This window comes from Aggregatibacter aphrophilus ATCC 33389, from assembly GCF_900636915.1.
Taxonomy (GTDB): domain Bacteria; phylum Pseudomonadota; class Gammaproteobacteria; order Enterobacterales; family Pasteurellaceae; genus Aggregatibacter; species Aggregatibacter aphrophilus.
In genome coordinates, this window is sequence record NZ_LR134327.1 from 1,529,910 (window position 1) to 1,555,967 (window position 26,058).

Genomic DNA, 26,058 nt, shown 5'->3' on the forward strand with positions numbered 1-26,058 from the left:
AAAAAAACAGATATTTTTTCTACCGCACTTTTCCTTTATCTTCTGCGGATATTCCTACACTTCATCCACAATATCGATAAACTGAGCATTCAATATTTTTGCCAAGTCCTGCGGGGCGATTTCCACGCTTAATCCGCGTTTGCCGCCGGAAACGAAAATTTTCTCAAAATTGAGGGCTGCGTGCTCAATAACGGTGACAACACGTTTCTTTTGGCCTAGCGGGCTGATGCCACCTACCAAATAACCTGTGCTTTTCTGGGCAGCCTCTTTCTCTGCCATTTCCACTTTTTTCACGCCTAAGGCTTTGGCGGCTTTTTTTAAGCTTAACATATGGCTGGTCGGCAACACGAAACAGGCGAGTTTTTTCTGATCGCCGTTTTCGGCGACCAATAAAGTTTTGAAGGATTGGTCAGGGTTAATACCGAGTTTTTCGGCGGCCTCGTCGCCAAAGTGAGTATTGTCAGGGTCGTGATCGTAGTGATGTAGCGTGAAAGGGACTTTTTGCTTTTTCAGTAAATCAATTGCCGGCGTCATTGTATTTCCTCGTAATAATTCAGTAAAATGTAGCCCGTTTATTTTACTGCGGAGAGAAAAATGAGTACAAGATTAAATGTCGCCCTGGTAGCCGAATTCGATTTATGTGAGAAATTGGCAGAAGCATTAGAGCAGAGTTGTTTAGAAATTGAAAAATTATCCGTTGTCGAGCTTTTCCCTTTTGCCGAAGAACAAGGCATTCGTTTCAACAATAAAAGCGTAGCACAACTCAGTTTAGATGAAACCGAATGGTCGGATTTCGATTACGTTTTTTTCGCCGGCGAATTAACACATGCTACACACATTGCCAAAGCCGCTAGCGCAGGTTGTATGGTCATTGACTTGAAAGGCGTATGCGCTACGTTAAATGATGTGCCGGTGATTGTGCCAAGTGTAAACAACGAACAGTTGATTTCACTACAACGTAACATTGTCTCATTACCTGATCCGCAAGTAACGCAATTCATTTTCTCCGTGTCACAATTAGCGCGTGAAGCAAACCTATCACAAGTGTTAGTCACATCATTATTACCGGCCTCTTATATTGATAGCGAAACCGTCTCAAAACTTGCCGGTCAAACGGCACAATTGTTAAACGGCATTCCGCTCGACGAAGAACAGCAACGCTTGGCTTTTGATGTGTTTCCATCTACAAAACACACCGTAAATTTGGCGGCGCAAGTGGAAAAAATCTTTCCGCAATTGCCAAATGTGATTTTCCATCAAGTGCAAGTGCCGGTGTTTTACGGCATGGCGCAAACAGTGACATTGTTATCTGACTATGAGTTGGATATGCAATCACAAATTAGCGCATGGCAGGGTAATGAATTGGTGGATTTCAATGAAACTCAATTATTCACTCCGGTAACCAACGGCGAAGCAGAAGCCGGAGAGACTGCTAAATTACATATCGGCGGGCTAACTGTGGTGGAAAATGGCGTACAATTCTGGTTGGTAGCTGACGAACAGCGTTTTGACATTGCCTTGTTAGGCGTCAAATTGGCGGAATTGGTGTATCAAAAAGGGTATTGAGTTTGTAGGGTGCACGTAAACACCCTCATATAGCGTCACTAAACTCGGAGTAAAGGATGTCTTTATTTTCAAAAATCAAAAGAGCGGTGAATAAATTTCACAGAAAATCCATTAATCAAGAATTAAAAAATCGCTTAACCAACCACAATATGTCAGTGATTTCCAGCAACTGCGTGGGGGCTTTTATTTTGCATGATTTAAATGAGCCTTTTAATTCTCCCTTTGTGAATTTATATGTGAAACCGCGGGATTTTATTCGGTATTTGCAAAATATGGCGCACTATGATCCGCAAACATTAGTTTTTGAGCCGACAGATAAGCCTTATCCTGTGGGAATATTAGGCGATATTCCTATCCATTTTATGCATTATCACAGCGCGCAAGAAGCCCGGGAAAAATGGGAAACCCGTTTAAAACGAGTGAATTTAGATAATCTGTTTATCATTATGACGGATAAAGACGGTACAGTGGGCGTGACTTATGAGGATCTTGTCGCTTTTGATAATTTGCCGTTTAAAAATAAAGTGGTGTTTACCAATAAACCTTATCCTGGGTTGGCATCTGCCTTTTATATCAAGGGCTTTGAACAAGAAACTCAAGTTGGCGATTTGTTCGACTTTTCCGGCTGGAATGGCGCGAAATATTATGATCAGTTTGATTATGTGGCGTGGTTTAATCAGCCTTAATGCAATTTGCAGTAGCAAGAAAACAAAAAAGTGCGGTAGAAATTCACCGCACTTTTTTATTTCAGTTTATCAATTCCCTGCCAACTGCTTAATTTGTGCCGTACCTAAATGGCCAGGTACAGTTTTTAGGATATTTAAATCTGCATCAAGCAATACGCTGGAAGGGTAGCCACGCACTTTGGCACGTTTTAGGGTTTCGCCTTTTTCATCTAATAATACAATGATGTTTTTGTAATCCAACCCTTTGTACCACTCAATGAAATCTTGGGTTTCCTTTTCGCCTTTGGCTCCCGGAGAAACGATCGTAATAACGTCAAAGTTTTTGCTTTGATCGGCACTGAGTTCGTTAATTTCCGCCAAACCGGCAAGACAAATCGGACACCAAGACGCCCACATTTTGACGTAAACAGGTTTGCCTTTAGTTGTCACTTGATCGAGTGTTACCACGTTATTATTTAAGTCTTTAAATTGAACGTCTTTCAATGAATTTTCTCCTTCGGCAAAGCTATTTACGCTAAATGCCATTAATAATAATGCAATGATTTTTTTCATAGTTGATATTTCCTTTTATTGTAAATTATTGGTAATGAGTAAAACGCCCATGACGATAATTAATAATCCGCCGACAATTTTAAATTTACCTAAGTGTTTATTCAGTGCTTTGGTGCGCTTGAGCAGTTCTTGGGAAAACAAGGAGAACAGCACAAACGGGGTGGCCAAGCCGAATACATAAACCAACATCATAGAAGCGCCATAGAGGGCAGAACCTTCGTCTCCGGACAATGCCAGTACGGATGCTAAAATCGGTCCAATACAAGGTGTCCAGCCAAGGCTAAAGGTAAGCCCTAGGAAAAAGGCTTCAAAAGAGGCGCTTTTGCCTTCGGTTTTCACTTCAACCACTTTGGTTCTTTCTAAGAAATTCAACTTGATAATGCCTAATTGGTGAATCCCTAAAATAATGACGATAATGCCGGCAATGATTCTGACGTTATCATTAAAGAACAAATTGCCTAGAAAACCGAAGCTAAATCCAAGGCTCACAAAGGTTAAGGACAAGCCTGCAATAAACAAAAAAGTGTTCAGAATCTTTCTACCGCCTTTTGCCAAAATGCCAAAATAAATGGGAATAATGGGGAAGATACAAGGTGATAAAAAGGAGGCAAGACCTGCAAGGAAAACTGTGCCAATCAATAACTGCTGATCAAACATCCTTTACTCCTTTACCGCATTGGTCAGATAACCATAATTTTCTTTCGCCATCTCTTCTAGCGGAATAAATTTGATAGCTGCACTGTTAATGCAATAGCGCAAACCGCCTTTATCTTTCGGACCATCGTCAAATACATGACCTAAATGGGCTTTTCCGCTACGGCTGATGACTTCTGTTCTGAGCATATTAAAGCTGTGATCGTCCTGATAGGTCACCACGTCTTTAACAATCGGTTTGGTGAAACTCGGCCAACCACAACCGGACTCAAATTTATCTTTAGAGGAGAACAACGGCTCACCGGTGGTGACATCTACATAGATGCCCGGTTTAAAATTATCCCAATATTCATTACTGAAAGAATGTTCGGTATTTTTATTTTGTGTCACGCTATATTGCAACGGTGTTAATTTTGCTTTTAGCTCCGCATCGCTTGGTTTTGGGTAATCTTTCTCATCAATGATGACGTTATTGGCTTGTTCCAAATCGATGTGGCAATAGCCATTTGGATTTTTCTTTAAATAATCTTGATGGTAGTCTTCCGCTAACACGTAATTGCGTAACGGTTCCACTTCAATTTGAATTTTGTTTTTGTATTTTTCTTGCAGTGAAGCAATTTCTTTTTCAATCAGTGTCTTATCCGCCGCATCTTGATAATAAATACCTGTACGATATTGTCTGCCACGATCGTTTCCTTGTTTGTTGACACTGGTCGGATCAATGACTTGAAAATAATATTTCAGTAATTTATCCAAGGAAATTTTATTGCGGTCATAAGTCACTTTTACCGTTTCTGCGTGATCTGTAATGCCGATCATTTGATAACTGGTTTTGTCGCCTTTGCCGTTGGCATAACCTGACACGGCATCTTCCACGCCGTAAATACGTTCCATATAAGCCTCAATCCCCCAGAAACAGCCACCGGCTAAATAAATTTCGTGGATATCTTTTGTGGCTTCGGACATGTTACTTTTCTCCATGGTTGATTGAACGGGATTTTCTGCCATAACACTTGTCGGGATTGCCGCACAGGATAAAAGTGCGGTCAAAATCAAGACTAATTTTGATTTCTTCATGATAACTCCTTCATAATTTTAGAATAATGAAAATGGTACCCTTTCACTTATGTTAGACGGAGTCGCCGCAAATTACTTACAAATTATTTTTATTATTTTTCTCTGAGAGACTAAATCATCATTAGAAATAATGGGTTGTAGAAAAAAGAATTTTTATCAACCCTGTGTTCTAAGCTATACTGTCCTCCTTTTGAATTAAGGTAGGAGTAGCGTAGCGATGAAAAAAATAGAGCAGCTGTTTGCCAACAATTACAAGTGGGCAACGCAAATGAAAGAGGAAAAATCCACTTACTTTCAAGAACTGGCAGAGCATCAACAGCCACATTATTTATGGATTGGTTGCTCAGATAGCCGTGTGCCGGCAGAAAAGCTGACTAACTTAGAGCCGGGCGAGTTATTTGTTCATCGTAACGTGGCCAATCAAGTAATTCATACGGATTTTAATTGCCTTTCGGTAGTGCAATATGCGGTGGATGTGTTGAATATTGAACATATTATTATTTGTGGCCACACAAATTGCGGCGGTATTCACGCAGCGATGAATGATAAAGATTTGGGCTTGATTAATAACTGGTTGTTACATATTCGGGATATTTGGTTTAAGCATGGTCATTTGCTTGGCAACCTTTCACCGGAACGCCGTGCCGATATGTTGACGAAATTGAATGTAGCGGAGCAGGTATATAATTTGGGACGTACTTCCATTGTAAAAAATGCGTGGAAAAATGGAAAAAAATTGTCTCTGCACGGCTGGGTTTATGACGTAAATGACGGTTTCCTAGTCGATCAAGGGGTGGTCGCCACCAGTCGCGAAACCCTAGAAATTTCTTATCGTAATGCCATTTCCCGTCTGTTAAAACTAAATGAAGAGGAAATGTTGAAAAAAGCACATGAGCAGGAAGAGGAATAGAATTTTTCTTTGTTGCTTAAGGGCACTCTGATGTCCTATGAAAAATACTGAGAAAACTGACCGCACTTTGATCTCTTACCAAAAGTAAGAAACAGAACAAAGTGCGGTCAGTTTTTAGAATGTTTTTATAAGAATAAGGGCGAATATATTAATTCGCCCTTATGTTTTGATTAGTTCAAATAATTGAAAACTTTGATTACTTTCGTTACACCGGCGACATTACGTGCAATTTCTGCAGCCGCATTACCCTGATCTTGGGTGACATTTCCCATTAAGAACACTTCGTTATTTTCAGTGACGACTTTTACATCGCTAGTTTTTACTTTTGAGTCCACTAGCATTTTGGATTTAATTTGGCTAGTGATCCAACTGTCTTTGCTGATTTGGGCAAAATCGACTTTTGGTCCAACGCGTACTTCATTGTAAACATCGTTCACATTTTGCACGCCTTTAGCCAAACTGCTGGCGACTTCGCGTAAATTCTCGTTTGGTACTTGGCCGGTTAATAAAATGCGACCGCTGTAAGCGGTAACGCTAATACGGGCTTCGGATTTGATTTGTTGGTCTTTTTTGATAGCGGAATTTACTCTGGATTCCAAGGTTTCATCATCAAGCTGGGTTCCCATTGAACGTGGGTCGGTGGCTACTTTGGTGGCTCCTGCAACGGCGGCACCACCAATCGCGGCTGCAACGCAACCTTGTAACAACATGGCACTACCTAAAACTAACACAAGTTTCTTTAATGGACTTGTTAACATAGTCATCTCCTTTTATGTTTGACAATCGGGCGCTAGTGTGGCTTGGATTGTCGGTTTTTGTCAAGTTATGAATGCGAAAATAATTGAAAATCAATAAGTTCGCAAATACTGTTAATAATAAACAAGTGATTTTCCAGTAGGCGACTTTCCTTAGCACTCGGTACGGCAATGTGTAAATCCTTTTCCGCCAAAATACCTTGAATATGATCGTTACTGTTACCCGTTAAGACAATGACATTGATCTCTTTGTTCACCGCATGGGTGATGATATTTAATACATTGTTTTCATTACCTAACGGCGCAAGTGCGACCAACATATCGCCTTTTTGTGCAAGGGCATTAAATTGGTGTTGATATAACTTTTCCAAGCTGTTGTCAGAAATGAAAGTAGAACTGACCGCACTATCCAGACTCAACAATACAGAAGGAAAGCTAGGACGTTTTAATTCGTAGCGATTTAATAAATTCGCCACTAAGCATTGGGCATTAATATAAGAGCGACCATCTCCGCAGACGATCACTTTATTACCTTGTAATAGACAGGTAATCATGCGTTGTACGGCCTCGACAATTTGTGCGCTTAACAGGCTTTTGGCGTAAATATGAGTTTTGATGTTTTCCTCATATAAGTCATTGAGTTTATTTAACATAGTGATTAATCAAGAAAATTAGGAAGCCATTGAATATCTTGTTCGGTTTTGCCGAAAGCGATTAAATCGAAACGGCAATCTGTATCCTCTAGGCTTTGTTCCCGCTGTGCCAACCAGAGAGCGGCTGCATCTAACCAACGTTGTTGTTTTCTCCAATCCACACTTTCTATGGCTGAACCGAAATGATCATTTTTACGCTGGCGGACTTCCACAAACACAATGGTGCTTTGATCCAACATAATCAGATCCAGTTCACCACATTTGAAAGTTTGATTGGCTGCAAGAAAAATTAAGCCTTGAGATTCTAAAAAGAGGCGAGCTTTGTGTTCAAATCTCGCCCCTTGTTGACGTTTTAGAGAGAACATAAGTTCAACTTAGTTTAATACCTGAATGCCACCGTTTTGGTATTGGAACCAAGTCATATCACGTTCGATGTTACAGTTTGGACCTGCGCTTAATTTACCGGTTAAGCCGTCAATTTGATAACCCGGCACTTGGCGCAGTTCATTGAAGTGATTGATTAACAACCAAGAATCGGCACCCATAGCGTATAAACGCATGAGAGAGTAGTCGCCGTTAGTATCGGTTGAGATTTTTTGATATTGTGCAGAATCTGTGTCTTTAAAGAATGGAATATCACTAAATTGCAATCCGTTCATTAACAAGCGGTATTCCGGTCCGTTGTTGGACGAATTGCTTCGTGAGCTGGCATATAATTTAACGTTATTGCCGCTATTATCAATGACGGATTTAACATCAGCCAATTCTTCACTTTTCGCTACAATGTAAAGGCCTTGCACTTTTTGACCTTGCAATGCCACGCCCACATCACCGGCTTGGTTATAATATTTGATGTTAGCGTCGGTACCTGAAAGTTGTTGCCAACGAATGTTAAATGCGGTGGCAGTGCGTTGACCTAAGTCACCTTGCGGAACAGCAACCATTGGATCACGAATACCGTCTTTCCATATTTTGTTTGCAGCGGATTCCGCTTCATCTTCAGGAGATAAACCGTAGTAGCAAACTTGACCGATAGCACGGGCATTTGGTGTGGAGTTTAACGCAAGCACATCAATGCCTTGAATTGCAGAAGGATTGCTTAATACACTGTCAACGTTTTGTTTCAATAATGGGCCGATAAGCGCACGAACACCGGCTTGTTTGGCTTGTTCGATAATCTCATTTACCGGGGTGGTGACAGTGTCGTAAACCTGAACTTGAATAGTAGTGTCATCACCTTTGGCTGCATCGAAACCGGATTTGATAGTGTTACCTAAAATCTGACCATTACCACTTAATGGTAAAAGTAATGCTACTTGAGAAAGGGATGTTTGTTGGAAATTAAACAAACCTTGTAATTCGGTTGGGAATAAGTAGGCGGCAGAATGGTTCGGATAAGACGATTTCCAGTTTTGCAATGCTTGGCTTAATTGTGCCGGTTGATTTAAGTTGTCGTTATAAGCACGGGATAAAGCCAACCAGCCGGCTAGTGCCAAGTTGCCTTCATCAGGTGCATTTAATAAACCACGATTCGCACGACGTAATAACGCCCAAGTGCGGTCGTTATTTTCCTGTTTTCGTTGGGTATCGGTTAATACTTGATCCATTTGAATGCGCGCTTTTACTGCGTCAATAATGGCATTTTTATTTTCTGCTACACGGGCTTGAACGGCGTAATAACGACCTAGTTGAGAGGCGCTTAATTGAGTTAAGTCCACGGTACGCAATAAATTTTCCGCTTCTTGGTTTTGTCCTTTTACGGCCGCAATGTTTGCATCAATAAGGGATTTATCTAACAATTGCTCCGGATTTAATTCAGTTAATTCATTTAATAAGGACTGGGCTTGCGCCACTTTATTTTCTGCCACTAATGCGCGAGCAGCTAAAAGTTTATAGGTTTGTTGGTCTTCAAGATCTTGTGTTTGTCCGATCTTATTCATATAAAATTCGGAACTGGCATACGCGTCTTTTTTTAGTTCGCCGGTGAAACTGCTACCAAAAAAGTTAGTGGTACAGCCGGCTAAAAACAGCGTAAATAAAAAAGGCATTAATTGTTTTTTTAAATTAATGCGTTGTAATAGAATAGACATAATTACTCCATTGGTTGAAACAATCGAAGAGATCTTACTTATCTCCCCAACTAAAATCAAATAAAAGAAATCGTAAATGAGCAATTCAAACGGAATTTTATATATCGTCGCAACGCCTATCGGCAACTTGCAGGACATTACTCAACGTGCATTAGATACCTTCCAACAAGTTGATCTCATTGCCGCAGAAGACACCCGTCACAGCGGTTTATTATTAAGTCATTACGGCATTAAAAAACCGTTTTTTGCCTTGCATGATCATAATGAACAGCAAAAAGCCGGCGCGTTGGTAGAAAAACTCTTACAAGGCGTCAATATCGCGTTGATTTCCGATGCTGGTACCCCATTAATCAGTGATCCCGGATTTCATGTGGTGCGTCAATGTCGTCAGGCAGGAATTCAGGTTGTGCCGTTGCCGGGGGCCTGTGCGGCGATTACGGCATTATGCGCTTCCGGCATAGCTTCCGATCGTTTTTGTTTTGAAGGGTTCTTGCCGGCAAAAAGTAAAGCCCGCTTAGATAGATTAAAAAACGTGGCAAAAGAAGACCGTACTTTGATTTTCTATGAATCTACCCATCGTATTTTAGATAGCCTTGCGGATATGCAAACTGTGTTTGGCGCTGAGCGTTATGTGGTGTTGGCGCGTGAAATTACCAAAACATGGGAAACGATCCATGGCGACAAATTAGCCGATTTAATCGCTTGGTTGGCACAAGATCCGAATCGTACCAAAGGAGAAATGGTCGTTATTGTTGAAGGCGATACAAAAGAAGACAGCAGCGAAGAAATCTCCCCGCAAGCGGTAAAAGCCCTTGAATTGATTAGTCAAGAATTGCCGTTGAAAAAAGCAGCGGCCATTGTAGCGGAGCTTTACGGCTATAAGAAAAATCAGTTGTATCAGTTCGGATTGGAGTTTTTGAGTTAAAAGTGCGGTCGGTTTTCAACGTGTTTTTTATCTCGGAAATCGCTAAATGCCATTTTCGCTTTCTTCCATATAAATAAGGCGAGAGGAAAATCTCTCGCCCATATATAAAAGGTGTAGGAAGGTTAAATTTTTTATTCCTCTTCCCACGCCAATGCACGCTGAACCGCTTTTTTCCAACCTTGATAAAGTGCAGTGCGTTTTTCTGGTGTTTCTTTCGGTTCAAATGTCCGTTCAACAATAGCCTTGCCACGCAATTCTTCCAAATCCTTCCAGAATCCTACAGCAAGTCCTGCCAAATAGGCGGCGCCGAGCGCGGTAACTTCGCGTACTTTTGGACGTTCTACTTTCACATCTAAAATATCTGCTTGGAATTGCATTAAGAAGTTATTCGCAACGGCACCACCGTCCACACGTAAAGCCGCTAATTTTTCGCCACTGTCCGATTGCATCGCATCTAACACCTCACGGGTTTGGTAGGCGATAGCTTCTAGCGTGGCACGGACGATGTGGTTGCGGTTGGCACCACGGGATAAGCCGACAATCGCACCGCGTGCATACGGATCCCAATATGGTGCGCCTAAACCGGTAAAGGCAGGAACGACATACACGCCATTGGTATCTTTCACTTTAGTGGCGAAATATTCGGAATCGGCGCTGTCGTGAATTAAACGCAATTCGTCACGCAACCATTGAATAGAGGCGCCGCCCATAAAAATGGAACCCTCTAAGGCATAGCAAGGCTCACCTTTGGCATTGCATGCGATGGTGGTGAGCAATCCGTTTTTAGATTCGACAGCTCTGTCACCCGTGTTCATCAACATAAAGCAACCGGTACCATAGGTATTTTTTGCCATGCCGGCATCTACGCATAAATGACCATAAAGTGCAGCTTGTTGGTCACCGGCAATACCTGCTACCGGAATCCGTACACCGCCTTTACCCCCAATGTTGGTTTGTCCGTAAACTTCGGAGGAGTTACATACTTTCGGTAACATAGCTTTTGGAATATCCAACAACTCAAGCATTTTGTCATCCCATTGCTTGGTATGGATATTAAATAGCATAGTACGGGATGCATTGGTGTAGTCGGTGACATGGGCACGACCTTGGGTGAGTTTCCAAACTAACCATGTATCCACGGTGCCGAATAATAATTCGCCTTTTTCAGCACGTTCTCTGGCGCCTTCTACATGATCTAAAATCCATTTAATTTTTGTCCCCGAAAAGTAAGGGTCAACCACGAGTCCGGTGGTTTTACGAATATAGCTTTCGTGCCCATCGGCTTTTAATTGGGTACAAATATCGGCAGTACGACGACATTGCCAAACGATAGCGTTATAAATCGGTTTACCCGTTTCTTTTTCCCATACGATGGTTGTTTCACGTTGGTTAGTAATCCCGATAGCAGCAATTTTATCGGAGGTAATGCCTGCTTTAGCAACGACTTCATTTAACGTAGAGCTTTGGCTGGCCCAAATCTCCATTGGGTTATGTTCAACCCAACCGGCTTGCGGATAAATTTGGGTGAATTCGCGTTGCGCCACTTCAATGATGTTGGCATTTTTATCTAATAAAACCGCACGGGAGCTTGTGGTACCTTGGTCGAGAGCGATAATGTATTCTTGGGTCATGTGAATCTCCTTACGATATGAAAAAATTATGAATTGGAACAAGTACATGGCAAATGTTTGCCGATAAGGCGTTGGTAGCCCCAAGCACCGAGTAAACCACCAATCATTGGTGCAATTAAAGGCACAAGGAAATAAGGAATATCTCGTCCGCCGGTAAGTGCAATCTCTCCCCAACCTGCGAAATAAGCTAATAATTTAGGGCCGAAATCACGTGCCGGGTTCATGGCAAATCCGGTTAATGGACCGGTTGCACCACCGATCACGGCAATGAGCAAGCCGATTAATAATGGTGCCATTGGTCCTTTAGGTACACCGTTACCATCATCGGTCAGGGCTAGGATCAATCCCATCAAAATAGCGGTAATTACCATTTCCACTAAAAAGGCTTTATAAATACTAATATTTGGATGAGGGTAGGTTGAAAAAACATTGGCAACACCAACGGTTTCTCCGCGAACGATATTTTGTGCGGCTTCCGTTGCTGCAAAAAGATCTTGGTAAAGCAAATAGATTAACGCGGCGGCAACAAACGCACCGGCAATTTGCGAGATGATATAAGGGAGTACTTTTTTGCCGTCAAAGCAGGCAAATTTCCATAACGCAAGAGTAACGGCAGGGTTTAAATGTGCACCTGATACACCGGCTGTGCAATACACTGCCATCGCAACACCCAACCCCCACATAATGGAGATCTCCCATAGACCGAATGTTGCTCCGGCCAGTTTGGCGGCGGCAACACAACCACAACCGAAAAAGATAAGCAATCCGGTACCTAAAAATTCGGCAATGCAAGCGCCTTTTAATGATTGATTTAGAGCCATATTTTCTCCTTGTATGATGGGACATGGTGAACATTTTGTTTTCATTACCGCGCAATTGTATTTTCGACAACGAGTTGTTTTGAAAATGAAACCTAGCATATAACAAAATGGAATGTCAAATTAATGAATAAAATTTCCTATCGCAAACAGAAATTTCACAAATTGTGAGTACGATCACAGAATATTTTATCGTTTTAGCAAACGTTTGCTTATAACCTAAAGTTAAGCGTGATCATGATCACAATATCAAAAAATCATGAGAGTTTTTGTTTCCTTTATTTTCGTTTGGTGTGCTATTATGAGCATAAACGAATATTTAGTTTTAAAAATAACCAAATTTGACTTCAATCTTCGAGGTGGAAAATGCAAAGAAATACAGAACTTGAAAAAGTTAAAAGTACCGAAAAATGGGATTTTATTGTTATCGGTGGTGGAGCTAGTGGTTTAGGTATTGCGCTAGACTCAGCTTCTCGTGGCTATAAAACACTTTTGTTGGAAGGGTATGACTTTGCTAAAGGTACATCAAGTCGTAGTACAAAATTAGTACACGGGGGGGTTCGTTATTTGGCTGCTGGTGATGTTGCTTTAGTAAAAGAAGCCTTACGTGAACGTGGTCGTTTGTCAAAAAATGCTTCACATTTATTTAAAAATCAAAACTTTATTATCCCTAATTATAATTTTATTGACAGTGTGAAATACCGCATTGGTTTAGGTTTATATGATTATTTATCCGCCGATTTAAGTTTGGGTAAAACGATTGCGATTAATAAAGACACCACAATGGAACGTTTGCCTACGTTAAATGGCACAGGTTTGAAAAACGGGGTCGTATATAAAGACGGTCAGTTTGATGATTCCCGCTTAGCGATTAATATTGCACAAACTGTGGTTGAGCAAGGCGGTACCGTATTAAATTATGCTAAGGTAGTTGAATTATTGAAAGATGCACAAGGCAAAATTAACGGCGTCAAGTTTATTGATCAATTAAATGGTGAAGAGTTCTGTGTAAAAGGCACAGCAGTAATTAATGCTACCGGTGTGTTTATGAATGATATTTTATCTATGGATCACGGTACTGACAAAAAATTCGTGGTGCCAAGCCAAGGGGTTCACCTTGTTTTAGACAAATCTTTCTTGCCAAGTGATGATGCATTAATGATTCCAAAAACTTCTGATGGCCGTGTGTTGTTTGCCGTGCCATGGCATGAAAGAATTGTCGTAGGAACAACCGATACATTGATGAAGGAACCTTCTTATGAGCCGGTTGCCTTGGAACAAGAAATTCAGTTCATTTTGGATACTGCTGGCCAATATTTAACGAAGAAACCGACACGCGACGATGTGTTGAGTATTTTCGCAGGTCTTCGTCCATTGGCTGCACCGGAAAAATCCGGTCAAAGCACTAAGGAAGTTTCTCGTAGCCATAAAGTTGTCGTAAGTGATAGTGGCTTGGTAACAATCACTGGTGGTAAATGGACAACTTATCGTCAAATGTCCGAAGATACTGTTGAGGAAGCCTTGAAAGTGCATCCGCAATTAGCGAAAAAAGCCTGCGTCACAACGAATTTAGCCATTCACGGCAAAATTCCGGCAGAGCAAGTGGATCTAAGAAATCATCTTTATATTTATGGTTCCGACATTCCGGCAATTAAAGCATTGGAAACCGAAAATCCGGAATTTGCTGCGAAGATTCACCCTCGTCATCCAAATACGGTTGCTGAGGTGGTTTGGGCTGTGCGTGAAGAAATGGCTGAGTCAGTGGAGGATGTATTAGCCCGTCGTGTTCGTTTGCTGTTCTTAGATGCTCGTGCAGCCATTGATAGTGCCGCAAAAGTTGCAAATATCATGGCAAAAGAATTGAATAAAGATGAGCAATGGGAGCGTGATCAAACGGCAAAATTCTTAGATATTGCTAAACACTATTTACTTGTTGATTACGCGCCACAAGTCGCCTAATTATCTCCATCTCCTGAAATTAAAGGCAACATTAGGTTGCCTTTTTTATACCTAATATTTAACTGTAATGAGTTATTTTGTTGTTTTTTGCAAGTTAATATAAACAAAAAGCACCGAAAAGTGCTTTTTGTTTATTTATCATAGCTCTTAAAGTGCGGTTACAATTTTATCTATTTCTGCTTTTGCCTGGTTTTGTGCTTTGGCAACAGCTTCATGCCCAAAACCGATTCCTTCAACATAAACGAACTGCACGTCAGTAATACCGACAAAGCCTAAAATCGTTTTTAAATACGCCGTCACAAGATCTGTCGGTTGATTTTGATGGAAACCGCCAAATGCTGCTAATACAACAGATTTTTTACCGGTTAATAATCCTTCCGGACCCTTTTCAGTATATTGAAATGTGACGCGAGAGCGGGCGATAAAATCAAAATAACTTTTTAGTTGTGTTGGAACACTGAAGTTATACATAGGTGCGTTAATAACGATTATGTCTGCGTTTTTAATTTCGCTAACCAATTCATCGGATAACGCCAATAATGCATTTTCGTCAGCAGTAATAGGCTGACTGCGCAATGCAGTGGTTGCTGTACTGTCAAGGTAAGGTAAGGGATTGGCAGCCAAATCGCGTTGTATTACATTGGCTTTGGCTAATTTGCTAATGAAATAATCAGATAATTGGTTAGTTTGAGAATTTGCACCTAAGATGCTGGATTTTAAAACTAAAACGTTGCTCATGCTTTTTCCTTTATGTTGTAGTGAATAAAGTGCGGTCAAAAATCGTGATGTTTTTTAACCTTGTTAGTATTGATAATTTTATCGAAACCTTATGAAAGATAAAGTTGCTTTTCTGAAAAGCAATATTAACAATGAGTTAATAATCCAATACATTTTATTGTGAAGATAGCTTTCAACGGCTTGTTCTTCTATAATTTGGCTTTCGTTTATTATACTAAAATTAAGGAAAAATTATGTGGTCAGATATTTTTATCGGCTATGGGGTATTCATTTTGGAAGTGATTACATTGTTACTGATTATTGCCGCTGTAGTTGCCATGATTTTGGCAATGAAGCAGAAGAAAAATCATCTTCACGGTGAATTGGTTATTACCGATTTATCAAAAGAATTTGAAGAAAATAGTAAAAAATTACGGGATTTTCATTTAACCGAGGAGGAATTAAAAGAGGCGGAAAAAGCAGAGAAAAAAGCCGAAAAAGCCAAAGCAAAAGCTTTAAAAGCACAACGTAAAAAAGGTGAATCGGTTATAGAAGATGAACAAAAACCAACGCTTTATGTTTTAAATTTTAAAGGTGATATTGCCGCAACAGAAACAGCCGCATTGAGGGAGGAGATAAGCGCTATTATCCAAACAGCAAAAAACGATGATGAAGTATTGCTATGTTTGGAAAGTCCCGGTGGTATGGTACATGGTTATGGCTTGGCTGCATCACAATTGGCACGCTTGAAACAACATGGTATTAAATTAACGGTAGCGGTGGATAAAGTGGCAGCTAGCGGTGGTTATATGATGGCTTGTGTCGCCGATAAAATTATTTCGGCACCTTTTGCGGTAATTGGGTCTATTGGTGTGGTTGCGCAAATTCCAAATGTTCATCGTTTGTTAAAAAAACATGATGTGGATGTGGATGTGATGACGGCCGGAGAATATAAACGTACTATGACCATCTTGGGAGAAAATACTGAAAAAGGGAAACAAAAGTTCCAACAAGAATTAGAAGAAACGCATCAACTTTTCAAGCAATTTGTCTCGCAAAATCGACCGCATTTGGATGTGGATAGTGTTGCCACTGGAGAACATTGGTTTGGTCAACAGGCATTACAGTTAAACCTGGTGGATGAAATCATGACAAGCGATGATGTGCTATTACAGGCGATGAAAGAAAAACGTGTTATTGGAATTAAATATTCGGTTAAGAAATCGTTATTACAAAAACTTGGTAAACAAGCAGAAGAAAGCGCCGATAACTTACTGTTACGTCTGTTAAAAAGAAATGAAAATGGTTTAATGTAATATGTTGTTTTAATAATATCTTTACATAAATTGACTAAAAAATATAAATCTCAGATTTACTTTAATCCATTTTGCAATTACCATATCCAGCGGAAATTGAAGTTGCTTTATTGCTTTATTTAGGCCTTCTCTATGTAGATAAGAAAGATGCAGCTAATGATAGCGCTTTTTTATTATATCTATAGTTCACTTGGATTCTTATTTAACTAACCTAATAAAGGTAAACACATGAAATTATCACATTTTTTATTATCTGCAATCGCTGCAACCACTCTTGCTGCTTGCGGTAACTTAAGCAATGTATCTAAAGAAGGTGCCCCAGTTGATGGTACTGAATTAGTATGGCCAAACATTGAAAAATCTAAATTTAATCACGATGGTAGCCAATTCGGTTCTTGGCCGAACTGGGATAACGTTCGTATGATTGAAAAAGGCATGAATAAAGACCAACTTTATAATTTGATTGGTCGTCCACACTTTGGTGAAGGTTTATTTGGCGTGCGTGAATGGGATTATGTGTTCAATTATCGTGAAAACGGCGAACACAAAGTATGCCAATATAAAATTCTATTCGATTCCAATATGAACGCACAAAACTTCTATTGGTATCCAAACGGTTGTAACGGTAACTCTTCTTACTCTTTAACTGCAGATTTCTTATTCGATTTTGATAAAGATACATTGACTGAAAAAGGTAAAGAAGTTGTTGATAAAGTTGCTGCGCAATTAAAAGAATCTAAAGCGAAAGAAGTGAAAGTTGCAGGTTATACCGATCGTTTAGGTTCTGAATCCTATAATATGGATCTTTCTCAACGTCGTGCAAATCGTGTTAAAGCACGCTTAACAGAGCAAGGTGTTGATGCGCAAATTTCTGCTGTAGGTTATGGTGAAGCTCATCAAGTTAAAGCTTGTAGCAACGAGAAGGGTAATAAATTAATCAGTTGCTTACGCCCAAATCGTCGTGTTGAAATTTCATCTTCAGGTACTGCGCCAAAAGAAGAAAAACCAACCGGCGGACAAATGGGACCTACACCACTGTATCAAAATACAAAAGTCGTTATCTAAAAATAGACTGATAGGCATAAAGAAAGGGCGTTTAAGCCCTTTCTTTTTTGTATCTGCTTTTAAAGATTTTCATAACGTTGTAATACGTTATTTACCAACTTATTCGCTAGTGCCACATAATTCCTGTGGAAACGACTACTGAAGTTAAGCAAATGATAAAGCTGATAAACGATTTTTCGATCCTGATAACCTTCTTCTAATGGAAAAGTGCGGTCATAGTTTTCATAGAATTCTTTCGGGAATGGCTCGAACAATTCGGTAAAGGCTAAATCGCATTCCCGATCTCCCCAATAGCAAGCTGGATCATAAGTGACCGTATGACCGTCAATATTGGCGCAATTTTCAATCCATAAATTGCCATGTAAAAGCGACGGTTTTGGCTGATGTTTTGCCAATAATGTTGCTACGGCTTTGATGATTTTTTCCGTGTTACCAAATTGAAGTTGTTTTTCTGAACAAAGTTGTAATTGCCAACCAATACGTTGCTCACTGAAGAATTTCCCCCAATGATTGCACCAATCGTTCGGCTGATATTGTGGACCAAGCCAAGTGTCAAACGATAAACCGTAATTATCGGAACCTTGATATTGGTGCAAACGGGCGAGTTGCTCACCAAATTCTGCCATATTTTGTGCATTATTGGGTTGCATATTGAGGCCTTCAAGTAACAAAAAACTGTGATTTTGTGAACATCCTACACCATACACCTCAGGTACGTGAATAGTATTGGTTTTAGCCAACATGATTAACTGATCCGCTTCGGCACGGAACATAGAGCGGTAGGATTTTTCATTCATTTTCACAAAAACAGGTTGAATGCCATCATCAATAATCCAAGATTCATGCATTTCACCGGTGTGAATTTTGGTTTTGCTTTTAATAGAATAATAAGCACCAAATTGATCAGCTAAGACTTGAGAAATAGACTTCCACATACCTTGTTCCTTTTGCTAGTTAATCATAGGGATAGTGTAAAAGATTAGGAAAAAATTACTGTGACTCAAGTCAAAATTTGGACATTTGGTTGTCATTTTAAAATATGCTAGAATTTCGCACCGCACTTGATTTGTCCGCTTGTAAGGATGATAAAAGTGCGGTGCTTTTTTAAAACGTTTTTTAATGAAATGAAACAAGTTGCCTTGCGTATGGGCGACCACTGTATAAGGAAAATGTATGCCTATTATTACTTTACCTGACGGTTCACAACGTCAATTCGATAAACCTGTTACCGTATTAGAAGTTGCGCAAAATATTGGCGCAGGTCTTGCCAAAGCGACCATTGCCAGTCGTGTTAACGGCGAGCGTAAAGATGCCTGCGATCTGATTACCGAAGATAGCTCACTTGAAATTATTACCGCCAAAGATGAAGACGGCTTGGAAATTATCCGCCACTCCACGGCGCACTTGCTCGGTCATGCGATTAAACAATTGTTCCCAAATGTCAAAATGGCCATCGGCCCGACGATTGACAACGGTTTCTATTATGACGTGGATTTAGACCGCTCTTTAACCCAAGAAGATATTGATGCCCTTGAAAAACGCATGTTGGAATTGGCGAAAACCAATTACGACGTGATTAAAACGCCGGTAAGTTGGCAAGAAGCAAGAGATACTTTTGAAAAACGTGGCGAGCCTTACAAAATGGCGATTCTAGATGAAAACATTGAACGTACCGCTACGCCTGCGCTTTATCATCACCAAGAATATGTTGATATGTGTCGTGGCCCGCATGTACCGAATATGCGTTTCTGCCATCATTTCAAATTACAAAAAATTGCCGGTGCCTACTGGCGCGGTGACAGCAAAAATAAAATGTTGCAACGTATTTACGGCACAGCGTGGGCAGATAAAAAACAACTCGATGCCTATTTGCAACGTTTGGAAGAAGCGGCGAAACGTGACCACCGTAAAATCGGTAAAGCGTTGGATTTATACCACATGCAAGAAGAAGCGCCGGGTATGGTGTTCTGGCACAACGATGGTTGGACTATTTTCCGCGAATTGGAAACGTTCGTACGTACCAAATTAAAACAATACGATTATCAAGAAGTGAAAGGTCCGTTCATGATGGACCGCGTGTTGTGGGAAAAAACCGGTCACTGGCAAAATTACGGCGATTTGATGTTTACCACACAATCGGAAAACCGTGAATATGCCATCAAACCGATGAACTGCCCGGGACACGTTCAAATTTTTAACCAAGGTTTGAAATCTTATCGTGATTTACCAATTCGTATGGCGGAATTCGGTTCTTGCCACCGTAATGAGCCTTCCGGTTCTTTACACGGTCTAATGCGTGTACGCGGTTTCACCCAAGATGACGCACATATTTTCTGTACTGAAGACCAAATTGAAAGCGAAGTGACGAGCTGTATCCGCATGGTTTACGATATTTACAGCACCTTTGGCTTTACCAATATCTTCGTTAAACTTTCAACCCGTCCGGAAAAACGTATCGGAGCCGATGATATGTGGGATCGCGCGGAAGAAGGTTTGGCTAACGCGTTGAAACACAATGGTCTTGAATATGAAATTCAAGAGGGCGAAGGCGCGTTCTACGGTCCGAAAATTGAGTTTGCTTTACGCGATTGCTTAGATCGTGAATGGCAGTGCGGTACAATCCAATTAGACTTTGCGCTACCGGGTCGTTTAAATGCGTCTTATGTGGCGGAAGATAATGATCGCCGTACGCCTGTTATGATTCACCGTGCGATTTTAGGCTCTATCGAACGTTTCATCGGTATCATCACCGAAGAATATGCAGGTTTCTTCCCTGCATGGTTAGCGCCAACGCAAGCGGTTGTGATGAACATCACTGATTCTCAATCCGAGTATGTGCAAAAGGTGGCGAAACAGTTATCTGATGCAGGTTTACGCGTGAAAATCGATTTACGTAACGAAAAAGTTGGTTTCAAAATCCGCGAACACACTTTACGCCGCGTGCCTTATATGCTGGTTTGCGGTGATAAAGAAATTGAAACCGGCAAAGTGGCAGTGCGTACCCGTAAAGGTCAAGATCTAGGCACATTCACTGTGGAAGAATTTTTAGACATTCTGAAAAAACAAGTGAGAAATCGTGACTTGAAATTGTTGGGTGAAGAGTAGTAACTCAAGGAATTTAATAAAAGAGGACAGAATATAACCAGTCCTCTTTTATAAAGAAGATAAGAGACAGAATTTGCAATAAAAAATGACCGCACTTTTAACGCTTAAAAGGCGTTTTCCATCATAATTTCACCGTCTTTATGTACCCGATGAAGTGCGAAGCCTTTGGCTTTTAATTTCTCGTAACTTTCTTTTACCATATTCGGGTTGCCACAAATTAAGAAACGGGTATCGGCTTTAGTAAAGGTGATATTTAACGCGTTTTCTAGTTCGCCGTTTCCTAATAATTGCGGAATTCTTTGGTTTAATGCGCCGGCAATTTTCTCTCGGGTAATGACCGGTTGATAGATGAATTTGTTGGCATATTTCCCCACAATAGCGTGGTCTTTTAAGTCGGCTAAATACTGTTCAAATACCAAATCATCTACATAAGAAACGGAATGCACTAAGACGACTTTATCGGCTTTTTGCCATAATGTTTCGTTTTCTAACATCGACAAAAACGGCGCAATGCCTGAACCGGTGGCGAGTAAAACAAGTTCTTTAGCCTGAGGAATGCGGCTAACGGTAAAGAACCCGATAGGTTTTTTCTCTAATAATAAGCTGTCGCCTGCTTGCATTTTGTTAAAATGCCCTGACATGATGCCGTCTTCAATGAGGATGGCGTAAAAATCCAGATGATCCGTATTTTCGGCAGAAATCATGGAATAGGCACGGGAAATGTATTCATCTCCTTGCATAAACCCTAATTTGGCAAACTGACCGGCAATAAAATCAAAGTCCTTTGGGCGAGTGATACTGAAAGAAAGTAGCTTGGGTGTGTGTTTTTTAACCCAACGCACTTTCTGTTCGGTAAAAGAATATTCTTTTTTGTGCTCGTTCATAAATAGCTCCTGATTCCTGAATTAAAAAATAAAAGTAAAACGGCAAAAGCGCCAATCGTTAGGTAGGTGATATTTTATACGACTTGGACAAATCTTGTTATGCTTTTTCGGAGTAGGTAATTGATTGTCGTAAAAGGTTTTAAAATCAATTTTCGTCAGCATTCGACTATTGCTTAACAAGGTAAAATTCTGTAAAATACGCCCCGTTTTTGCTCATTATCAGAGCAATTAAATATGAATCTAACTTCTGTTCTTGGCAACAAGAACAATAGTTTTGTGACTTAATTAATAGAGGAATGTCATTATTAAAACCGTAAAACGCGCACCAGCAGTAAATCGCCCTAATCGCATTAATGATGAAATTAGAGTGAAAGAAGTCCGCTTGATTGACCAAGAAGGTGAGCAAGTTGGTATTGTTCCAATTCAACAAGCATTAGAGATGGCAGAAGCTGCCGCTTTAGATTTAGTTGAAATCAGTCCGAATGCGGAACCGCCTGTTTGTCGTATTATGAACTACGGTAAGTTCCTTTATGAAAAGAGCAAAACTGCCAAAGAGCAGAAGAAAAAGCAGAAAGTTGTGCAGGTGAAGGAAATTAAATTCCGTCCCGGCACAGACGAAGGCGACTATCAGGTAAAACTACGCAGCCTGATTCGCTTTTTGGAAGATGGGGATAAAGCCAAAATTACACTGCGTTTCCGTGGTCGTGAAATGGCACATCAACAAATTGGTACCGAAATGTTAGAACGGATTAAAAACGATTTGGCTGAAATTTCAGTGGTCGAGTCGGCACCGGGAAAACTTGAAGGTCGCCAAATGGTGATGGTTCTTGCCCCTAAAAAGAAATAATCAGTGCATTTCAAGTAACAAAAGTGTGGTGAAAAATTTAAATGTTTTTTTAACCGCACTTTTATTCGCCTGATTATTATATGATGTTAGCCACAAAGATTTGGTGTGAGAACAACATAGTAATTACATTAAAGATTGTGGCAGTTTAAAATCTCAAACAATGCGGAGTTATCAAACAATGCCTAAAATTAAAACAGTACGCGGTGCTGCTAAGCGTTTCAAAAAAACTGCTTCCGGTGGTTTCAAGCGTAAACAATCTCACTTACGTCATATTTTGACTAAGAAAACAACAAAACGTAAACGTCACCTACGCCATAAATCCATGGTTGCTAAGTCCGACTTAGTATTAGTAGTAGCGTGCTTGCCATACGCATAAGCACAAACGTACGTCAGTTCATTTTAGTTAAAGATATTACATAGGAGATTAAATAATGGCTCGTGTAAAACGTGGTGTTATTGCAAGAGCACGCCATAAGAAAGTTCTTAAGGCTGCTAAAGGTTATTATGGTGCACGTTCACGCGTGTATCGCGTTGCTTTCCAAGCGGTGATCAAAGCCGGTCAATATGCATATCGTGACCGTCGTCAACGTAAACGTCAATTCCGCCAATTATGGATTGCACGTATCAACGCTGCGGCCCGTCAAAACGGTTTATCTTACAGCAAATTCATCAATGGCTTGAGAAAGGCCTCTGTTGAAATCGACCGTAAGATCCTTGCCGATATCGCAGTATTCGACAAAGTGGCATTTGCTGCATTAGTTGAAAAAGCGAAATCTGCACTTTAATTATTAAAGTTTAGATAAAAATTAGGACGCTCTTGAGCGTCCTTTTTTAATGGATTAAAAATGGCATTAAAATTTATTCATAAAATTCATCAACTCCCCCATAGTCATTGTCATAATTAACACTAAAAAACATTATTTTTTTCCACCGCACTTTTCCTTGAAAAACGATTTTTGCTCGCTATTTCCATGTTGGTATGATAAAAATAGCCACGCCTTAACTCTATGGAAATTAACATGAAAACATTATTTTCTTTTCTTCTTACTTTTATTTCGCTCCCTCTTTTTGCAATTAACCCGCAGCAACTGGTGGACGATGCTAAGCAGCAAATTAATGTAACAACAAGCTATGATCCGGCCTATCGTAAACTAGCTTTTCCTATGGGAGATGTGCCGTTGCATACCGGCGTATGTACGGACGTTGTTGTGCGCGCTTACCGTCATCAACAAATTGATTTACAGCAGTTAGTGCACAACGATATGAAAAAGGCGTGGAATACTTATCCTAAACGTTGGGGAAATAAAGGTACCGATACAAATATTGATCACCGTCGAGTGCCGAATTTGGAAAATTTCTTTAAACGTCATGGTAAATCGCTTTCGTTAACTGATGTGGCAGATTTCAAAGCCGGGGATATCGTCACTTGGTGTTTACCGCGTAACTTGCCGCATATTGGTATCGTTTCCGATAAGAAGAGCAGTGATGGTGTAGCGTTGGTTATTCACAACATTGGAAGTGGCACGCAAGAAGAGGATATTTTATTTAAATATCAAATTATTGGGCATTATCGCTATTAATAAAATTTGTTAAAAAAATAGTGAAGTGTAACAAGATAAGATACCAAAAAAGAAAAACCGCTATCCAATTCTGAATAGCGGGGAGGTCTTAAATATAAGAAAACTTTAAAAGACAACTGCATTTGCAGTGCACTAGCAATTATTAAGACTGAAAATGAAAAGAATAGTTCAGAAAAAGTAAAAAAAACTTGCAATTTACAAAAAGTTTACGATTGGTTTTTAGGGTAAATATTAATGTATTGATATATAATAATAAAACTTTTTAATTAGAGTAAAATAATACGCTTTGTAAATTTTATGTATGGGGGTTAAAGCCGTTTTTTATCAACTACTTTGCTCAAAAAAAACGCTCTTTTGTTTTGAGCGGTTTTTTTATTTGTTAGTTTTGATATTCATTGAGGAAATCTTGGATTTGTTGTTTAATGCCAATTTTATCGAGTTTAAGTTCCGCCAACATTTCTGCTTGCGATCCTGGTGGCACGAAGAAATCAGGAATACCTAATTGCAATAATTTAACATTATGTTGTTGCACATGAAGTACTTCCGCCACTGCACTTCCGGCACCGCCTTGAATGGCATTTTCTTCTAGGGTGACGATAAGCTCGTGTGTTTTGGCTATTTCACTAATTCTTGTAACATCAATAGGTTTAATAAAACGCATATCCACAACAGTGGCATTGAGTTTTTCTGCAATTTTCAATGCATTTGGTAGCAAGGTGCCAAAGTTTAAGATCGCAATTTTTTTGCCTTCTCGGATAAGTTTAGATTTACCCAATTCTAATGCGTGTAATGGTTCTAACGTCACGCCGACCGCATTGCCTCGCGGATAACGCACAGCTGCCGGTTTGCCACAGTGATAGCCGGTATAAAGCATTTGACGACATTCGTTTTCATCACTAGGTGCCATGATGACTAAATTTGGAATACATCGCATGAAACTTAAATCAAAGGCCCCTTGATGGGTTTGACCGTCTGCACCAACGATTCCGGCACGGTCAATGGCAAATAATACGGGCAGGTTTTGAATAGCTACATCGTGAATTAATTGATCATAAGCCCGTTGTAGGAAAGTAGAGTAGATCGCAACTACTGGTTTATATCCACCGATGGCTAAGCCTGCAGCGAAAGTGACGGCGTGTTGTTCGGCAATCGCAACATCAAAATATTGCTGCGGAAAACGTTGGGAAAATTCCACCATACCGGAACCTTCACGCATAGCGGGTGTAATACCAATAAGTTTCGGATCTTGTTCTGCCATTTCACATAACCAATCGCCGAAAATTTTGGAATAGGTCGGTGTGGCATTCGATTTTGGTAATTCACCGCTTAAATGGTTAAATTTTGGCACGCCGTGGAAACCGATAGGGTCTTTTTCTGCGGGAATGTAGCCTTTTCCTTTTTTGGTGACGATATGCAGGAATTGCGGGCCTTTTAATGAACTCATGTTTTGCAAGGTGTTGATGAGCTCTTCAACGTTATGTCCATCAATCGGGCCAATATAATTAAAACCTAACTCTTCAAACATAGTCCCGCCCGGCGAGACTAAACCTTTAACATGCTCTTCGGTTTTTTTCACGAATTCTTTAATTGGCGGTACGCCGGAGAGAATCTTTTTCCCACCTTCACGGATGCTGGAATAGAAAGAGCCGGATAATAAACGCGCTAAGTGATTGTTCAGTGCTCCTACATTTTCCGAAATTGACATTTCATTATCGTTTAAAATCACCAACATATCGGTGTGCAGCGAACCTGCGTGGTTTAATGCTTCAAATGCCATACCGGCGGTAATGGCGCCATCACCGATGACACAAACGGTTTTGCGTCCTGCGTTTTCACGCTCCGCCGCAATGGCTATGCCTAATCCTGCGCTAATTGATGTAGAGGAGTGGCCGACACTTAATACGTCAAATTCACTTTCGTCACGCCAAGGGAACGGGTGTAATCCGCCTTTTTGGCGAATGGTCGGCATTTGATCACGGCGACCGGTTAAAATTTTATGAGGATACGCTTGATGGCCCACATCCCAGATAAGCTGATCAAAAGGCGTTTTAAATACATAATGTAAGGCTACGGTGAGTTCGACGGTGCCCAAACCTGAAGCTAAATGCCCACTACTTTGACTAACGGATTCTAAAAGATATTCGCGTAATTCTTTGCAAACTTGAGTCAATTGCTCTTTGGGTAAAAGACGCAAATCCTCGGGAGAATTAATTAATGATAAAAGGGGATAATTTTGCATAATTGTTAGTCAATTCCAACGTGATGAAT

General features: G+C 40.3%; 26 protein-coding genes. 12 read left to right on the forward strand and 14 right to left on the reverse strand.

Annotated features, from left to right (window positions below):
* Positions 1-54: 54 nt before the first annotated feature.
* Positions 55-534 carry a Cys-tRNA(Pro) deacylase gene (ybaK, locus tag EL144_RS07490; protein WP_005703083.1) on the reverse strand — a complete coding sequence of 160 codons (480 nt, stop codon included), beginning with the start codon at positions 532-534 and terminating at the stop codon, positions 55-57.
* A 60-nt stretch (positions 535-594) separates the two neighbouring features.
* On the opposite strand from ybaK, the gene EL144_RS07495 reads away from it, so the two are divergent.
* Together EL144_RS07495 and EL144_RS07500 are read left to right on the forward strand one after the other, a co-directional pair.
* Entirely contained in the window at positions 595-1,566 is a 972-nt protein-coding gene (locus EL144_RS07495; protein ID WP_050332663.1) for an oxidoreductase, read from the forward strand.
* Between the two features lie 56 nt (positions 1,567-1,622).
* Complete coding sequence (locus tag EL144_RS07500) at positions 1,623-2,252, forward strand: DUF1919 domain-containing protein (RefSeq protein ID WP_005703087.1); 630 nt, start codon at positions 1,623-1,625, stop codon at positions 2,250-2,252.
* Positions 2,253-2,321: 69 nt separating this feature from the next.
* Here the strand turns inward: EL144_RS07500 and EL144_RS07505 are convergent, their stop codons facing one another.
* From EL144_RS07505 to msrB, 3 genes are read right to left on the reverse strand one after another with little or no spacing between them, the layout of a single operon-like run.
* The gene (locus EL144_RS07505) at positions 2,322-2,804 is read right to left on the reverse strand and encodes a redoxin family protein (RefSeq protein WP_005703088.1); all 483 of its coding nucleotides are present in this window, start codon (positions 2,802-2,804) and stop codon (positions 2,322-2,324) included.
* A gap of 15 nt (positions 2,805-2,819) precedes the next feature.
* A complete protein-coding gene (locus EL144_RS07510; RefSeq protein WP_005703090.1) occupies positions 2,820-3,461 on the reverse strand; it encodes a cytochrome c biogenesis protein CcdA in 642 nt (213 codons plus the stop codon).
* A 3-nt stretch (positions 3,462-3,464) separates the two neighbouring features.
* Entirely contained in the window at positions 3,465-4,535 is a 1,071-nt protein-coding gene (gene msrB / locus EL144_RS07515) for a peptide-methionine (R)-S-oxide reductase MsrB (RefSeq protein ID WP_005703091.1), read from the reverse strand.
* 217 nt (positions 4,536-4,752) lie between these two features.
* On the opposite strand from msrB, the gene can reads away from it, so the two are divergent.
* Positions 4,753-5,445 carry a carbonate dehydratase gene (gene can, locus EL144_RS07520; RefSeq protein WP_005700396.1) on the forward strand — a complete coding sequence of 231 codons (693 nt, stop codon included), beginning with the start codon at positions 4,753-4,755 and terminating at the stop codon, positions 5,443-5,445.
* Between the two features lie 170 nt (positions 5,446-5,615).
* On the opposite strand, the gene dolP is transcribed toward can, so the two are convergent.
* The 4 genes from dolP to EL144_RS07540 form a co-directional block, all read right to left on the reverse strand.
* Positions 5,616-6,203: a division/outer membrane stress-associated lipid-binding lipoprotein gene (dolP, locus tag EL144_RS07525; protein WP_005703092.1), complete on the reverse strand. Its 588-nt coding sequence runs from the start codon at positions 6,201-6,203 to the stop codon at positions 5,616-5,618.
* A 65-nt stretch (positions 6,204-6,268) separates the two neighbouring features.
* A complete protein-coding gene (locus EL144_RS07530) occupies positions 6,269-6,853 on the reverse strand; it encodes a D-sedoheptulose-7-phosphate isomerase (protein WP_005703093.1) in 585 nt (194 codons plus the stop codon).
* Between the two features lie 5 nt (positions 6,854-6,858).
* Positions 6,859-7,218 (reverse strand): YraN family protein, encoded by a 360-nt coding sequence (locus tag EL144_RS07535; protein ID WP_005703094.1) that lies wholly within the window; start codon positions 7,216-7,218, stop codon positions 6,859-6,861.
* A 9-nt stretch (positions 7,219-7,227) separates the two neighbouring features.
* Complete coding sequence (locus tag EL144_RS07540) at positions 7,228-8,943, reverse strand: penicillin-binding protein activator (protein ID WP_050332666.1); 1,716 nt, start codon at positions 8,941-8,943, stop codon at positions 7,228-7,230.
* 76 nt (positions 8,944-9,019) lie between these two features.
* Here EL144_RS07540 and rsmI point away from each other — a divergent pair, with 76 nt between their 5' ends.
* A complete protein-coding gene (gene rsmI / locus EL144_RS07545; protein WP_005703097.1) occupies positions 9,020-9,868 on the forward strand; it encodes a 16S rRNA (cytidine(1402)-2'-O)-methyltransferase in 849 nt (282 codons plus the stop codon).
* Between the two features lie 131 nt (positions 9,869-9,999).
* On the opposite strand, the gene glpK is transcribed toward rsmI, so the two are convergent.
* Positions 10,000-11,499, reverse strand: coding sequence for a glycerol kinase GlpK (gene glpK / locus EL144_RS07550; RefSeq protein WP_005703098.1), 1,500 nt, complete (start codon positions 11,497-11,499; stop codon positions 10,000-10,002).
* Between the two features lie 26 nt (positions 11,500-11,525).
* Complete coding sequence (locus tag EL144_RS07555) at positions 11,526-12,320, reverse strand: MIP/aquaporin family protein (protein WP_005703099.1); 795 nt, start codon at positions 12,318-12,320, stop codon at positions 11,526-11,528.
* 363 nt (positions 12,321-12,683) lie between these two features.
* Between EL144_RS07555 and EL144_RS07560 the strand changes: the two genes are divergently transcribed.
* Complete coding sequence (locus tag EL144_RS07560) at positions 12,684-14,276, forward strand: glycerol-3-phosphate dehydrogenase/oxidase (protein ID WP_005703100.1); 1,593 nt, start codon at positions 12,684-12,686, stop codon at positions 14,274-14,276.
* Between the two features lie 147 nt (positions 14,277-14,423).
* Here EL144_RS07560 and EL144_RS07565 read toward each other — a convergent pair whose 3' ends face one another.
* On the reverse strand, positions 14,424-15,014 hold the full coding sequence (locus EL144_RS07565; protein ID WP_032994811.1) for an FMN-dependent NADH-azoreductase: 591 nt from the start codon (positions 15,012-15,014) through the stop codon (positions 14,424-14,426).
* A gap of 233 nt (positions 15,015-15,247) precedes the next feature.
* Between EL144_RS07565 and sohB the strand changes: the two genes are divergently transcribed.
* A complete protein-coding gene (gene sohB / locus EL144_RS07570) occupies positions 15,248-16,309 on the forward strand; it encodes a protease SohB (RefSeq protein WP_005703102.1) in 1,062 nt (353 codons plus the stop codon).
* Between the two features lie 228 nt (positions 16,310-16,537).
* Entirely contained in the window at positions 16,538-17,374 is an 837-nt protein-coding gene (locus EL144_RS07575; RefSeq protein WP_050332667.1) for an OmpA family protein, read from the forward strand.
* Between the two features lie 59 nt (positions 17,375-17,433).
* Here the strand turns inward: EL144_RS07575 and EL144_RS07580 are convergent, their stop codons facing one another.
* Complete coding sequence (locus EL144_RS07580; protein ID WP_005703104.1) at positions 17,434-18,309, reverse strand: fructosamine kinase family protein; 876 nt, start codon at positions 18,307-18,309, stop codon at positions 17,434-17,436.
* Between the two features lie 238 nt (positions 18,310-18,547).
* On the opposite strand from EL144_RS07580, the gene thrS reads away from it, so the two are divergent.
* Positions 18,548-20,479: a threonine--tRNA ligase gene (gene thrS / locus EL144_RS07590; protein WP_005703106.1), complete on the forward strand. Its 1,932-nt coding sequence runs from the start codon at positions 18,548-18,550 to the stop codon at positions 20,477-20,479.
* Between the two features lie 104 nt (positions 20,480-20,583).
* On the opposite strand, the gene EL144_RS07595 is transcribed toward thrS, so the two are convergent.
* Complete coding sequence (locus EL144_RS07595) at positions 20,584-21,363, reverse strand: ferredoxin--NADP reductase (protein ID WP_005703107.1); 780 nt, start codon at positions 21,361-21,363, stop codon at positions 20,584-20,586.
* 349 nt (positions 21,364-21,712) lie between these two features.
* Here EL144_RS07595 and infC point away from each other — a divergent pair, with 349 nt between their 5' ends.
* The 4 genes from infC to EL144_RS07620 all read left to right on the forward strand — a co-directional run bounded on the left by infC (position 21,713) and on the right by EL144_RS07620 (position 23,790).
* Positions 21,713-22,210, forward strand: a complete 498-nt coding sequence (infC, locus tag EL144_RS07600; protein WP_425592398.1) for a translation initiation factor IF-3 — start codon at positions 21,713-21,715, stop codon at positions 22,208-22,210.
* Positions 22,211-22,388: 178 nt separating this feature from the next.
* Positions 22,389-22,586, forward strand: coding sequence for a 50S ribosomal protein L35 (rpmI, locus tag EL144_RS07605; protein WP_005542274.1), 198 nt, complete (start codon positions 22,389-22,391; stop codon positions 22,584-22,586).
* 55 nt (positions 22,587-22,641) lie between these two features.
* The gene (gene rplT, locus EL144_RS07610) at positions 22,642-22,995 is read left to right on the forward strand and encodes a 50S ribosomal protein L20 (protein ID WP_005700416.1); all 354 of its coding nucleotides are present in this window, start codon (positions 22,642-22,644) and stop codon (positions 22,993-22,995) included.
* 234 nt (positions 22,996-23,229) lie between these two features.
* Complete coding sequence (locus EL144_RS07620) at positions 23,230-23,790, forward strand: DUF1287 domain-containing protein (RefSeq protein WP_032994814.1); 561 nt, start codon at positions 23,230-23,232, stop codon at positions 23,788-23,790.
* Between the two features lie 379 nt (positions 23,791-24,169).
* On the opposite strand, the gene dxs is transcribed toward EL144_RS07620, so the two are convergent.
* Positions 24,170-26,029, reverse strand: coding sequence for a 1-deoxy-D-xylulose-5-phosphate synthase (gene dxs / locus EL144_RS07625; protein ID WP_050332671.1), 1,860 nt, complete (start codon positions 26,027-26,029; stop codon positions 24,170-24,172).
* Positions 26,030-26,058: the final 29 nt, after the last annotated feature.

Excerpts from the sequence above, each read along its gene's own strand:
- ybaK (WP_005703083.1), bottom strand. The coding sequence starts at position 534 with ATGACGCCGGCAATTGATTTACTGAAAAAGCAAAAAGTCCCTTTCACG.
- EL144_RS07495 (WP_050332663.1), top strand. The coding sequence starts at position 595 with ATGAGTACAAGATTAAATGTCGCCCTGGTAGCCGAATTCGATTTATGT.
- EL144_RS07500 (WP_005703087.1), top strand. The coding sequence starts at position 1,623 with ATGTCTTTATTTTCAAAAATCAAAAGAGCGGTGAATAAATTTCACAGA.
- EL144_RS07505 (WP_005703088.1), bottom strand. The coding sequence starts at position 2,804 with ATGAAAAAAATCATTGCATTATTATTAATGGCATTTAGCGTAAATAGC.
- EL144_RS07510 (WP_005703090.1), bottom strand. The coding sequence starts at position 3,461 with ATGTTTGATCAGCAGTTATTGATTGGCACAGTTTTCCTTGCAGGTCTT.
- msrB (WP_005703091.1), bottom strand. The coding sequence starts at position 4,535 with ATGAAGAAATCAAAATTAGTCTTGATTTTGACCGCACTTTTATCCTGT.
- can (WP_005700396.1), top strand. The coding sequence starts at position 4,753 with ATGAAAAAAATAGAGCAGCTGTTTGCCAACAATTACAAGTGGGCAACG.
- dolP (WP_005703092.1), bottom strand. The coding sequence starts at position 6,203 with ATGTTAACAAGTCCATTAAAGAAACTTGTGTTAGTTTTAGGTAGTGCC.
- EL144_RS07530 (WP_005703093.1), bottom strand. The coding sequence starts at position 6,853 with ATGTTAAATAAACTCAATGACTTATATGAGGAAAACATCAAAACTCAT.
- EL144_RS07535 (WP_005703094.1), bottom strand. The coding sequence starts at position 7,218 with ATGTTCTCTCTAAAACGTCAACAAGGGGCGAGATTTGAACACAAAGCT.
- EL144_RS07540 (WP_050332666.1), bottom strand. The coding sequence starts at position 8,943 with ATGTCTATTCTATTACAACGCATTAATTTAAAAAAACAATTAATGCCT.
- rsmI (WP_005703097.1), top strand. The coding sequence starts at position 9,020 with ATGAGCAATTCAAACGGAATTTTATATATCGTCGCAACGCCTATCGGC.
- glpK (WP_005703098.1), bottom strand. The coding sequence starts at position 11,499 with ATGACCCAAGAATACATTATCGCTCTCGACCAAGGTACCACAAGCTCC.
- EL144_RS07555 (WP_005703099.1), bottom strand. The coding sequence starts at position 12,320 with ATGGCTCTAAATCAATCATTAAAAGGCGCTTGCATTGCCGAATTTTTA.
- EL144_RS07560 (WP_005703100.1), top strand. The coding sequence starts at position 12,684 with ATGCAAAGAAATACAGAACTTGAAAAAGTTAAAAGTACCGAAAAATGG.
- EL144_RS07565 (WP_032994811.1), bottom strand. The coding sequence starts at position 15,014 with ATGAGCAACGTTTTAGTTTTAAAATCCAGCATCTTAGGTGCAAATTCT.
- sohB (WP_005703102.1), top strand. The coding sequence starts at position 15,248 with ATGTGGTCAGATATTTTTATCGGCTATGGGGTATTCATTTTGGAAGTG.
- EL144_RS07575 (WP_050332667.1), top strand. The coding sequence starts at position 16,538 with ATGAAATTATCACATTTTTTATTATCTGCAATCGCTGCAACCACTCTT.
- EL144_RS07580 (WP_005703104.1), bottom strand. The coding sequence starts at position 18,309 with ATGTGGAAGTCTATTTCTCAAGTCTTAGCTGATCAATTTGGTGCTTAT.
- thrS (WP_005703106.1), top strand. The coding sequence starts at position 18,548 with ATGCCTATTATTACTTTACCTGACGGTTCACAACGTCAATTCGATAAA.
- EL144_RS07595 (WP_005703107.1), bottom strand. The coding sequence starts at position 21,363 with ATGAACGAGCACAAAAAAGAATATTCTTTTACCGAACAGAAAGTGCGT.
- rpmI (WP_005542274.1), top strand. The coding sequence starts at position 22,389 with ATGCCTAAAATTAAAACAGTACGCGGTGCTGCTAAGCGTTTCAAAAAA.
- rplT (WP_005700416.1), top strand. The coding sequence starts at position 22,642 with ATGGCTCGTGTAAAACGTGGTGTTATTGCAAGAGCACGCCATAAGAAA.
- EL144_RS07620 (WP_032994814.1), top strand. The coding sequence starts at position 23,230 with ATGAAAACATTATTTTCTTTTCTTCTTACTTTTATTTCGCTCCCTCTT.
- dxs (WP_050332671.1), bottom strand. The coding sequence starts at position 26,029 with ATGCAAAATTATCCCCTTTTATCATTAATTAATTCTCCCGAGGATTTG.